The 11,684-nt window shown below is 67.3% G+C and carries 7 protein-coding genes; 6 read left to right on the plus strand and 1 reads right to left on the minus strand.

Features of this window, described 5'->3' with window-relative positions:
- Positions 1-9: 9 nt before the first annotated feature.
- On the plus strand, positions 10-1,203 hold the full coding sequence (locus L1O03_RS02315; RefSeq protein WP_236117792.1) for a M20 family metallopeptidase: 1,194 nt from the start codon (positions 10-12) through the stop codon (positions 1,201-1,203).
- A 123-nt stretch (positions 1,204-1,326) separates the two neighbouring features.
- Positions 1,327-2,733, plus strand: a complete 1,407-nt coding sequence (locus L1O03_RS02320; RefSeq protein ID WP_236117793.1) for an NAD(P)H-quinone dehydrogenase — start codon at positions 1,327-1,329, stop codon at positions 2,731-2,733.
- Here L1O03_RS02320 and L1O03_RS02325 read toward each other — a convergent pair.
- Complete coding sequence (locus tag L1O03_RS02325) at positions 2,687-4,066, minus strand: short-chain fatty acyl-CoA regulator family protein (protein WP_236117794.1); 1,380 nt, start codon at positions 4,064-4,066, stop codon at positions 2,687-2,689. The two genes, L1O03_RS02320 and L1O03_RS02325, sit on opposite strands and share 47 nt — an antisense overlap.
- Positions 4,067-4,361: 295 nt before the next feature.
- Between L1O03_RS02325 and prpD the strand changes: the two genes are divergently transcribed.
- The 4 genes from prpD to L1O03_RS02345 all read left to right on the plus strand — a co-directional run bounded on the left by prpD (position 4,362) and on the right by L1O03_RS02345 (position 11,617).
- Positions 4,362-5,861 (plus strand): 2-methylcitrate dehydratase PrpD, encoded by a 1,500-nt coding sequence (prpD, locus tag L1O03_RS02330; RefSeq protein WP_236117795.1) that lies wholly within the window; start codon positions 4,362-4,364, stop codon positions 5,859-5,861.
- A gap of 3 nt (positions 5,862-5,864) precedes the next feature.
- Positions 5,865-6,788: a methylisocitrate lyase gene (prpB, locus tag L1O03_RS02335; protein ID WP_236117796.1), complete on the plus strand. Its 924-nt coding sequence runs from the start codon at positions 5,865-5,867 to the stop codon at positions 6,786-6,788.
- A 20-nt stretch (positions 6,789-6,808) separates the two neighbouring features.
- On the plus strand, positions 6,809-7,963 hold the full coding sequence (locus L1O03_RS02340; protein ID WP_236117797.1) for a bifunctional 2-methylcitrate synthase/citrate synthase: 1,155 nt from the start codon (positions 6,809-6,811) through the stop codon (positions 7,961-7,963).
- Between the two features lie 243 nt (positions 7,964-8,206).
- A complete protein-coding gene (locus L1O03_RS02345; protein WP_236117798.1) occupies positions 8,207-11,617 on the plus strand; it encodes a pyruvate carboxylase in 3,411 nt (1,136 codons plus the stop codon).
- The last annotated feature ends 67 nt before the right edge of the window (positions 11,618-11,684 follow it).

Consider the following 11,684-nt stretch of genomic DNA (forward strand, 5'->3'; position numbering starts at 1 on the left):
CGGGCGCACATGGGCATCGCAGCCGCAGTGGAAGAGTGGGTGGACCGCAACTGGGACACCGTGGTGCAGTGGCGCCGGCACTTCCACGCTCACCCCGAGCTCTCCAACATGGAATATCGGACGACGGACTTCATCGTCGAGGTCCTCGAGGCGCACGGCCTTCACCCGGAGCGCTTCCCGGGGACCGGCGTGCGCGTCGATATCGGCCCCACGGAGGGCCCGCGGCTTGCCTTCCGCGGGGACATCGACGCCCTGCCCATCACCGAGGTGACGGGCCTGGACTTCGCCTCCGAGAACACTGGGGTCATGCACGCCTGTGGGCACGACGTCCACACCACCCTCTGCCTGGGCCTGGCCTGCGCCCTCGCGGAGCACGCCGAGGAGCTGGAGACCGGGGTGCGGATCATCTTCCAGCCGGCGGAGGAAGTCATGGACGGCGGGGCGCCCCAGGTCATCGGCTTCGGTGCCCTGGAGAATGTCGACGCGATCTACGCGGTCCACGTCGAGCCGAAGCTCAAGGTCGGGAAGGTGGGGGTGCGCGTCGGGGCGATTACCTCGGCCACGGACATTGTCACCGTGAAGGTGCATGGGCCGGGCGGGCACAGCTCGCGGCCGCACCTCACCGCGGATGTCGTCTATGCGCTGGGCTCGCTGGTCACGGAGTTGCCGGGGCTGCTCTCGCGCCGGGTGGATCCGCGGACGGGCACCGTCATGGTGTTCGGGACGATCAACGCCGGCTATGCGTCGAACGCGATCCCCAAGACTGGGGAGGTTTCCGGCACCCTTCGCACCGCAGACATTCGCGTGTGGCGCACGGTCCAGCCGCTCATTGAGGAGCTTGTCCAGCAGATCCTCGCGCCGACGGGCTGCCGCGGCGAGGTCATCTACACCCGCGGCGTGCCCCCCGTGCAAAACGATGATGTGGCGACGGCCATCCTCGCCGACGCCGTCCGCAGCATCGACCCCGGCGCGGTGGTGCAGGCGCCGCAGTCCTCCGGCGGGGAGGATTTCTCCTGGTACCTCGAGCACGTCCCGGGTTCCATGGCGCGCCTGGGCTGCTGGGATGGGGAGCGCGAGCCCCAGGACCTCCACCAGGGGGACCTCCATGTGGACGAGCGCTGCCTGGGCGTCGGGCTGCGGCTCTTCGGCGCAGTGGTGGACCAATACCAGGCCAGCGCTCGACGGGGTCCCTTCCTCCGTTAAGCTGAGGGCGTCACAGATGACCGTGATCTGGCCTGGCGTCACAGCCGTCGCTCATGCGCGGCGGGCTCGGCGTCGAGAGCACCAACCCGAACGATAGTCCGAGAGAATTCCTGAGGAGAACGAGTGAGCAATCGAATTGTCATCATTGGCGGCGGGCCCGGCGGCTACGAGGCGGCTCTCGCGGGGGCCAAGTACGGGGCGGAGATCACCCTCGTGGAGGAGCGCGGCCTGGGCGGCTCGGCCGTCATCCTCGATTGCGTTCCCTCGAAGTCCTTTATCGCTGGTACCGGGATTAAGACCGACCTTCGCCGTGCCGACGACATGGGCCTGGACAAGGGCATCGGTGAGGCCCACCTGCACATCGATGTGCTGAACAAGCGCGTGCAGGCCCTGGCGCACCAGCAGTCCTCCGATATTCGGGCGCAGATGGAGCGCGTGGGCGTGCGGGTCATCGAGGGGCGCGCCCGTTTCGATGACTACAAGGCCAAACAGACCACCCACTACATCAAGGTGGATCACGCCTCGGGGGAGGAGGAGACGCTGGAATGCGACCTTGTCCTCATCGCGACGGGCGCCCGCCCGCGCATCCTCCCCGGCGCGCAGCCCGATGGGGAGCGCATCCTCACCTGGCAGCAGATTTATAACCTGCAGGAGCTGCCCGAGCACCTCATCGTCGTCGGCTCGGGTGTGACGGGTGCGGAGTTTGTCTCCGCCTTCGCGGAGATGGGTGTGAAGGTCACCATGGTGGCTTCCCGCGACCGCATCCTTCCCCACGACGACGCCGACGCCGCGGACACCCTCGAGACGGTGCTCTCCGAGCGCGGCGTCCACTTGGAGAAGCATGCCCGGGTGGAAACCGTCACCCGGGAGGGCGATGAGGTTATCGTGAAGACCTCGGACGGGCGCGAGATCCGCGGCTCCCACGCTCTCATGACGGTGGGCTCCATCCCGAATACGGAGGACCTGGGCCTGGACCTCGTCGGCGTGGAGCGGGACCGCTCGGGGCGGATCAAGGTGGACCGTGTCTCCCGCACATCCGTGCCGGGTGTTTACGCCGCCGGTGACTGCACGGACCTCTTCCCGCTGGCCTCGGTGGCGGCGATGCAGGGCCGCATCGCGATCTACCACGCGCTCGGCGAGGGCGTGTCCCCCATCCGTCTCAAGACGGTGGCCCAGGCCGTGTTCACCCGCCCGGAGATCGCCTCCGTGGGCATCACGCACAAGCAGATTGCCGATGGCGAGGTATCCGCTCGGGAGGTCGTCCTCCCCCTCGAGACGAACCCCCGCGCGAAGATGCGCGCCCTGCGCCACGGCTTCGTGAAGATCTTCTGCCGGAAGAACTCGGGCCTGGTCATCGGCGGTGTTGTCGTAGCGCCGACGGCCTCTGAGCTCATCCTGCCCATCGCCGTCGCGGTGTCCAACCAGCTGACGGTCTCTGACCTGGCGGAGACCTTCGCGGTCTACCCCTCGCTCTCGGGTTCCATCACGGAAGCCGCCCGCCGCCTCGTGGCGCACGACGACCTGAGCTAGGCCGCATCGGCAGCGTGCGATAGGGCTCATCGACGCTGATGTCGAGGTTCAGCGCGATGGGCCGATGCCGCTGGGGGAAGGCCCGCTGCGGGCATTGGGAGCGCACGCACCACTCGCAGCCGGGGCCGATGGGGGTTGCGGACTCGGGGGAGAGGTCGAGGCCCCGGCTGTAAATGAGCCGGTCCGCCTGGCTGAGCTCGCAGCCAAGCCCCACCGCGAACTCTTTGCGCGGGGCCCCGAACTCGCGGACCCTGCCCGCGATGGTGCGCGCCACCCAGAGGTAGCGACGCCCATCGGGCATCTCCGCGACCTGCCTCGTCACCCTCCCGGGGGTCTCGAAGGCGCGGTGGATGACCCACAGGGGGCAGCTCCCGCCGCTGCGGGCGAAGTGGAAGCTCATCGCCGATTGACGCTTGGAGATGTTCCCCGCCCGGTCCGTGCGGACGAAGAAGAAGGGCACCCCGTTGGAGCCCGGCCGCTGGAGGGTGGAGAGGCGGTGGCAGATCGTCTCGATCCCCGCGCCCCAGTGCCGGGAGAGCCGGTCGATGTCGTAGTGGTACTCCTCGGCGGTGTGGAAGAAGTCCTCGTAGGGGAGGGTGAGGGCGGCCGCGTAGTACTGCGCGAGGCCCAGCACCGCGACGCGCCGGGCCTCCTCATCCTCGGGGAAGTTGTCCGAGGCCAGCCGCTCAAGCAACTCCCTGTGGGCGAGGAGCCCGTACTGCAGCGCCAGCTGGAAGCACATTTGTGCCTCGGTGAGGTCGGCGCGGATGTTGACCTCCCGGCGCTCGGGGTCGAAGACGCGGCGGGGCCCGGTGGCGTGGCGCCGGTAGCGCACGGTGACGCCGAGGTCGCGATCGAGCGCGGCCGCCAGGCGCGTGAGGCGGATCTGCGCCTGCCCGAGCTCGCTCGCCCCCTGCTCCGCGAGCCGATCGAGCTGGTCAATGTAGTTGTTGGAGTCGTAGAAGAAGTCCCGCACCTGTTCGAAGGGGCCGGGGTGAGGTTCCGACGAGGGCTCAGCGCGATCAATCAGTGCCTGCGCCACGTCCGGGTAGCGGGCGATGAGGTCCCGCCACTGCTCAACCGGGACGGAGGGGTAGGTGGCGCTGAGGTCGGCGATGTGTCGGGCGTCCCGGTCGGGGGAGAAGTAGGTGGCGTCGACATTGAAGGTGGAGATGAGGCTCATGAGCACCGTCGCGGTGATGGGCCGCTGGTCATTCTCGAGCTGGTTGAGATAGCTCGTGGACATGTTGAGCTGCCGAGCCATCTCCACCTGGGTGAGGTCGAGGCCGGTGCGCAGGGTGCGGATCCGGGCGCCGGCGTAGATCTTGGCCATGAGGGGGAGTCTCCTAGGAAAGCGGACACCATGGTGAAATGGTGATCTGTTTACTGGGGGTAGCGGGGGTGGTGTGAAGCGTGCGAAAAAGGCCGTCTCCGGGGCTGCTGGAGAAGAGCTCCACACTCTCAAAATACGCGAATACCTGCGGATTCCACAATTTTTGCAAACTCGCAGAAGGCATGACACAAAATTCCGCTTCATTTACAGTGATGGGACCCACAGAAACTGCCCTAGCATGAGGGGCGTAACACAGATTGACTCTCTCCACGTCCCATCCAGGAGGCCTATCCCGATGATTGACCACAAGGTCAGGACCCACCGCTCCGCTGAGGACTTCCCCTATGAGGAGCACCTCGCGTACAAGATCGCGAAAGTCGCTGCCGACCCCGTTGAGGTTCCGGCCGACACGGAGGACATGATCATCAACCGCATCATCGACAATGCGTCGGTGTCCGCGGCGTCTGTGCTCCGCCGCCCGGTGACTGTGGCCCGCCGCCAGGCTGAGGCCCACCCCGTGAGCGCCGGAGGCGCCGCCGTTTTCGGTATCCCGGGCAGCTTCTCCGCCGAGTGGGCGGCGCTGGCCAACGGCACCGCCGTCCGTGAGCTCGACTTCCACGACACCTTCCTCGCCGCCGAGTACTCCCACCCCGGCGACAACATCCCCGCCATCCTCGCCGCCGCCCAGCACCGCGGCTCCACTGGCCGTGACCTCATCCGCGGCCTTGCGACGGGCTACGAGATCCAGGTTGACCTCGTCCGCGGCATGTGCCTCCACGCCCACAAGATCGACCACGTCGCCCACCTCGGGCCGTCGGTCGCCGCGGGTATCGGCACCCTGCTGCACCTCGACGTCGACACCATCTACCAGGCCATCGGCCAGGCTCTCCACACGACGACGGCCACCCGCCAGTCCCGCAAGGGCCTCATTTCTTCCTGGAAGGCCTTCGCCCCGGCCTTTGCCGGCAAGATGGCCATCGAGGCCGTGGACCGCGCGATGCGCGGCGAGGGCGCACCCGCCCCCATCTGGGAGGGCGAGGACGGCTTCATCGCCTGGATGCTCGCCGGCCCGGACCACGAGTACACCATCCCGCTGCCGGCCGAGGGGGAGGAGAAGCGGGCGATCCTCGCGACCTTCACCAAGGAGCACTCCGCGGAGTACCAGTCCCAGGCGCCGATCGACCTCGCCCGCCGGATGCGCGACCGGATCGAGGACTTCTCGCAGATCGAGTCCATCGTCCTGCACACGAGCCACCACACCCACTACGTCATTGGTACCGGCTCCAACGACCCGCAGAAGTTCGATCCCGACGCCTCCCGCGAGACCCTCGACCACTCGATCATGTACATCTTCGCGGTGGCCCTCGAGGATGGCGAGTGGCACCACGAGCGCTCCTACGCCCCCGAGCGGGCGCACCGCCCCGAGACCATCGAGCTGTGGCGCAAGATCTCCACGGTCGAGGATCCCGAGTGGACCCGCCGCTACCACTCCGATGACCCGAATGAGAAGGCCTTCGGTGCCCGCGCGGTCATCACCCTCAAGGACGGCACCGTCATCGAGGATGAGCTGGCCGTCGCCGACGCTCACCCGCTGGGCGCCCGCCCCTTCGCTCGCGAGCAGTACATCCAGAAGTTCCGCACCCTGGCTGAGGGCGTCGTCTCCGAGTCCGAGCAGAACCGCTTCCTCGACGCCGTCCAGTCGCTGCCCAACCTGGATGATCTCCGTCAGCTGAACATCGAGCTGGACGAGGACGTCCTCGCCCAGGCCCCCGAGACCCCGGAAGGACTTCTCTAAACAATGTCGGGACTCTACTCCAGCACTGTCACCCCCACTGAACGCCGCGCCGCCCTGCGCGCCGGCCTGAATTCCGGGAAGATCCAGCGCCTCCCCGGCGCGTTCTCCCCGCTGGTATCCCGCGCCATCCAGGAAGCTGGCTTCGAGGGCGTCTACGTCTCCGGCGCTGTCGTCGCCGCTGACCTGGGGCTCCCGGACATCGGCCTCACCACCCTCACCGAGGTTGCCGAGCGCGCCCGCCAGATCGCCCGCCCCACCGACCTTCCCGTCATCGTCGACGCGGACACCGGCTTCGGTGAGCCCATGTCCGCCGCCCGCACCGTGAGTGAGCTCGAGGACGCCGGAATCGCCGGCTGCCACTTCGAGGACCAGGTGAACCCCAAGCGCTGCGGCCACCTGGACGGCAAGGAGGTCGTCCCCACCGAGCTCATGGTCCGCCGCCTCACCGCCGCGGTCAACGAGCGCCGCGATGAGAACTTCATCATCTGCGCCCGGACCGACGCCGCCGGCGTCGAGGGCATCGACTCCGCTATCGAGCGCGCGAAGGCCTACGCCGACGCTGGCGCCGACCTCATCTTCACCGAGGCGCTTCACCAGCCCGAGCACTTCGAGAAGTTCCGTGCCGCCGTCGACGTGCCGCTGCTGGCCAACATGACGGAGTTCGGCAAGACCGAGCTGCTCAGCGCGCAGACCCTTGAGGACATCGGATACAACGCCGTGATCTACCCGGTCACCACCCTGCGCATCGCGATGGGGCAGGTGGAGGAGGCCCTCAAGGATATCCGCGACACCGGCACCCAGACCGGGTGGCTCGACCGGATGCAGCACCGCTCGCGTCTCTACGAGCTGCTCCGTTATGCGGAGTACAACGCGTTCGATCAGCAGGTCTTCACCTACTCGGTGGACACCTACGACCCCAACAAATAATCAGAGGAAGGACAATCACCATGACTCAGGATGCTCCCGAGGTTCGCCGCGGTCTTGCCGGCGTCGTCGCCGATTACACCGCGATCTCCAAGGTCAACCCGGAGACGAACTCCCTGCTCTACCAGGGCTACCCGGTCCAGGAGCTGGCTCGCTACTGCACCTTCGAAGAGGTGGCGTACCTCCTCTGGAACGGCGAGCTTCCCTCGAGCGACGAGCTGCGCCGCTTCTCCATCCGCGAGAAGGCGCTCCGTCACATTGATCGCGGGCTCATCGACCTTGTCATGTCGATGCCGCTGAGCTGCCACCCCATGGACGTGCTGCGTTCCGCGGTGTCCTACATCGGTGCCCAGGATCCCGAGTCCTACACCAAGGACTCTGACCACATTCGCCGCACCTCCCTCGAGCTCATGGCGAAGCTGCCGACGGTCGTCGCGCTCGACATTCGTCGTCGCCGCGGCGAGGGCTACATCGAGCCGGACACCAAGATGGGGTTCGCCGAGAACTTCCTCTACATGGTGTTCGGGAAGGGGGAGGGCTCCCCGGCGAACAACCGCGCGGACATCGAGGCCTTCGATAAGTCCCTCATCCTCTACGCCGAGCACTCCTTCAATGCCTCGACGTTCACCGCCCGCGTCATCACCTCCACGATGTCGGACACCTACTCCGCGGTCACCGGCGCTATCGGCGCTCTCAAGGGCCCGCTGCACGGTGGCGCGAACGAGGCCGTCATGCACCACATGCTGGAGATCGGTGACCCGGCCAAGGCCGAGCAGTGGGTGAAGGACAAGCTGTCCCGCAAGGAGCTCATCATGGGCTTCGGTCACCGCGTCTACAAGAAGGGTGACTCCCGCGTGCCGACCATGGAGGCGGCCTTCCGCGAGGTGGCGGAGCGCCACGGCGGCGAGAAGTGGATCGAGATGTACGACATCATGGCCAAGACCATGTACGAGAACACCTCTATCCACATCATGCCGAACCTGGACTTCCCCTCCGGCCCGACCTACCACCTGCTCGGCTTCGAGGTGGAGTTCTTCACCCCGATCTTCGTGATGGCCCGCATCACCGGGTGGACCGCCCACATCATCGAGCAGAACGAGAACAACTCGCTCATCCGCCCGCTGTCCGCGTACAACGGCCCGGATCAGCGCTCCGTCCCCGCGAAGTCCATCGACTAACACGTCGAGTGACCTGATGCCGAGGGGCACCGCATCGCCAGCGATGCACCCATGACAGCCGCCGACGGGGCGTGACCCGTCGGCGGCTTCAAACATGAATACCCTTGGCGCATAATGTGGGATTCCCCCTCCTTTGTGGGGGAGAAATCCTGCGAAGAAGGTGAGATATCGACAGTCCAGTACGATAAAAGTTCATGATGTGAACGGATCTCTCTGACGAGTCCCCCTGAAAGGACCCCTTCCGTGGAAAAGCCAGCCCTTCCCTCATTCTCTAAAGTTCTTGTCGCCAATCGCGGCGAGATCGCCGTCCGCGCATTCCGGGCCGCGGTGGAAACCGGAGCGCATACCGTTGCCGTCTATCCCAAGGAAGACCGCAGCTCCTTCCACCGATCCTTCGCCGACGAGGCCGTTCGTATCGGCACCGCAGGCTCCCCGGTGAAGGCCTACCTCGATATCGACGAAATCATCCGCGCCGCGAAGAAGACGGGGGCCGACGCCGTCTACCCCGGCTACGGATTCCTCTCCGAAAACTCCCGCCTCGCCCAGGAATGCGAGGAGAACGGGATTGTCTTCGTCGGGCCTCGGGCGGAAACGCTCGAGCTCACCGGCGATAAAGCCCGGGCAGTCGAGGCGGCAAAGGCCGCCGGCCTGCCGACGCTGGGCGATTCCGAGCCGTCCACGGACATCGACGAGCTGGTCGAGATGTCCAAGGACTTCACCTTCCCCATCTTCGTCAAGGCCGTCGCCGGCGGTGGCGGCCGCGGCATGCGCTTCATTGAGCGCCCCGAGGACGTCGCGAGCCTCGCCGCAGAAGCCTCCCGCGAGGCCGAGGCCGCCTTCGGCGACGGGCACGTCTACATCGAGCGCGCCGTCATTAACCCCCAGCACATCGAGGTCCAGATCCTCGGTGATGACTACGGCAACGTCATCCACCTCTATGAGCGCGACTGCTCGCTTCAGCGCCGCCACCAGAAGGTGGTGGAAATCGCGCCGGCCCAGCACCTCGACCCCGAGCTGCGGGAGCGCATCTGCGCGGATGCTGTCGCCTTCTGCCGTTCGATCAACTACCGCGGGGCTGGCACCGTCGAGTTCCTCGTCGATGAAGAGGGCAACCACGTCTTCATCGAGATGAACCCCCGCATCCAGGTGGAGCACACGGTGACCGAGGAGGTCACCTCCGTGGACCTCGTTAAGGCCCAGCTGCGCATCGCCGCGGGCGCGAGCCTCGAGGACCTGGGGCTGAGCCAAGAGTCCATCGAGCTGCACGGAGCTGCCCTCCAGTGCCGCATCACGACCGAGGACCCGGCGAACGGCTTCCGACCGGACACCGGCACGATCACCGCGTACCGCTCCCCGGGCGGCGCGGGCGTTCGCCTCGACGGGGCCGCCACCCTGGGCGGCGAGATCTCCCCGAATTTCGATTCCATGCTCGTCAAGATGACCTGCCGCGGTTCGGACTTCCAGACGGCCGTCACCCGCGCGCAGCGCGCTCTTTCGGAGTTCACGATCTCCGGCGTGGCCACCAACATCGGATTCCTCCGGGCGCTGCTCCGCGAGGAGGACTTCCAGACCAAGCGCATCTCCACCGGCTTCATCGCCGAGCACCCGTGGCTGCTCTCCGCCCCGGGCGCCGATGATGAGCCGGGGCGCCTGCTGGACTTCCTCGCCGACGTCACCGTGAATAAGCCACACGGGGAGCGGCCCACGGACCTGCGCCCGCAGACGAAGCTGCCGGAGCTCGTCGATGACCCGCTGCCGCGCGGATCCCGCGATGAGCTGCTGGAACTCGGCCCGGTGAAGTTCGCTGAGAAGCTGCGCCAGCAGGAAGCCCTCGCCGTGACGGACACGACGTTCCGCGACGCCCACCAGTCGCTGCTCGCGACCCGCATTCGTACCTCCGCCCTCGTCGCGGCGGCGAAGCACGTGGGCCGGCTGACCCCGCAGCTGCTCTCCGTCGAGGCCTGGGGTGGTGCGACCTATGACGTCGCCATGCGCTTCCTCCACGAGGATCCGTGGGAGCGGCTGGACAAGCTGCGCACCGCGATGCCGAACGTCAACATCCAGATGCTGCTGCGCGGGCGGAACACCGTCGGCTACACGCCGTACCCCGAGACCGTGACCAAGGCCTTCGTGCAGGAGGCGGCGGATTCCGGCATCGATATTTTCCGCATCTTCGACGCCCTCAACGACGTGGACCAGATGCGGCCGGCCATCGACGCCGTGCTGGAGACCAACACCACCATCGCGGAGGTCGCGATGGCCTACTCCGGCAACCTCATGGATCCGCACGAGGACCTCTACACCCTCGACTACTACCTGCACCTGGCGGAGAAGATCGTCAACGCGGGCGCGCACGTCCTCGCGATCAAGGACATGGCGGGCCTCATGCGCCCGGCCGCGGCCTCCACGCTGGTCTCCGCGCTGCGCCACGAGTTCGACCTGCCCATCCACGTCCACACCCACGACACCGCGGGCGGGCAGCTGGCCACCTACCTCGCGGCGGCCAATGCGGGGGCGGATGCCGTCGACGGTGCCAGCGCCCCGCTGGCGGGGACGACCTCCCAGCCCTCGCTCTCCGCGATCGTCGCGGCCTTCGCGAACACGGAGCGCGACACCGGGCTCTCCCTCGACGCGGTCGGTGACCTCGAGCCCTACTGGGAGGCCGTCCGCCAGCTCTACGCCCCCTTCGAGTCGGGCGTGCCCGGGCCGACGGGCCGCGTCTACCGGCACGAAATCCCCGGCGGGCAGCTGTCCAACCTGCGCACCCAGGCCAACGCGCTGGGGCTCGGGGATCGCTTCGAGCTCATCGAGGATTACTATGCGGCGGTCAATGACATGCTCGGCCGGCCGACCAAGGTGACCCCCTCCTCCAAGGTGGTGGGCGACCTCGCGCTGCACCTCGTGGGCGCGGGCGTGGACCCAGCGGACTTCGCCAATGACCCGCAGAAGTACGACATCCCCGACTCCGTCATCTCCTTCCTCCGCGGAGAGCTCGGCACCCCGCCCGGCGGCTGGCCGCTCCTCCGGGAGAAGGCGCTGGCCGGCCGCTCCTCGCAGAGCTCCGCGCTCGTCGAGGTGCCGGAGGAAGAGAAGGAGAACCTCGCCTCCGAGGATCACAAGACGCGGCGCAAGTCCCTCGACCGGCTGCTCTTCCCCAAGCAGGTCGCGGAGTTCGACGAGCACCGTCGTCTCTTCGGGGACACCTCGGCCCTCGACGATCGCGTCTTCTTCTACGGCCTCAAGGAGGGCGAGGAGAGTGTCATCCGCTTCGCTCATAGCGACACCCCGCCGATGGTCGTGCGGCTCGACGCCGTCGGTGAGCCCGATGACAAGGGCTTCCGCCGGGTCGTGCTCAACGTCAACGGGCAGATCCGCCCGCTCACGGTGCGCGACCGCTCCGTGGACTCCGTCACCGCCGACGCGGAGAAGGCCGACCCCGGCAACCCCGGCCACGTGGCCGCCCCGTTTGCCGGCGTCGTCAATGTCACCGCGCAGCAAGGCGATGAGGTGAAGGCTGGGGATCCGGTGGCCGTCATCGAGGCGATGAAGATGGAAGCGACCATCACCTCCCCGGTGGATGGCACCGTGGAGCGTGTGGTTCTCCACCAGCCGACCAAGGTGGAAGGTGGCGACCTCATCGTGGTCGTGAGCTAGCGCCGGGATCGCTCCCGACGCCTACGCCCCGCGCGAGGCCTGGACCTCCGCGGGGCGTCCTGCTGCC

The organism is Corynebacterium uropygiale (assembly GCF_021568315.1).
Taxonomy (GTDB): Bacteria; Actinomycetota; Actinomycetes; order Mycobacteriales; family Mycobacteriaceae; genus Corynebacterium; species Corynebacterium uropygiale.

Bases quoted from the DNA above. Each gene is read 5' to 3' on its own strand.
- L1O03_RS02325 (WP_236117794.1), bottom strand. From the start codon at position 4,066: ATGGCCAAGATCTACGCCGGCGCCCGGATCCGCACCCTGCGCACCGGC.
- L1O03_RS02315 (WP_236117792.1), top strand. From the start codon at position 10: ATGGGCATCGCAGCCGCAGTGGAAGAGTGGGTGGACCGCAACTGGGAC.
- prpD (WP_236117795.1), top strand. From the start codon at position 4,362: ATGATTGACCACAAGGTCAGGACCCACCGCTCCGCTGAGGACTTCCCC.
- prpB (WP_236117796.1), top strand. From the start codon at position 5,865: ATGTCGGGACTCTACTCCAGCACTGTCACCCCCACTGAACGCCGCGCC.
- L1O03_RS02340 (WP_236117797.1), top strand. From the start codon at position 6,809: ATGACTCAGGATGCTCCCGAGGTTCGCCGCGGTCTTGCCGGCGTCGTC.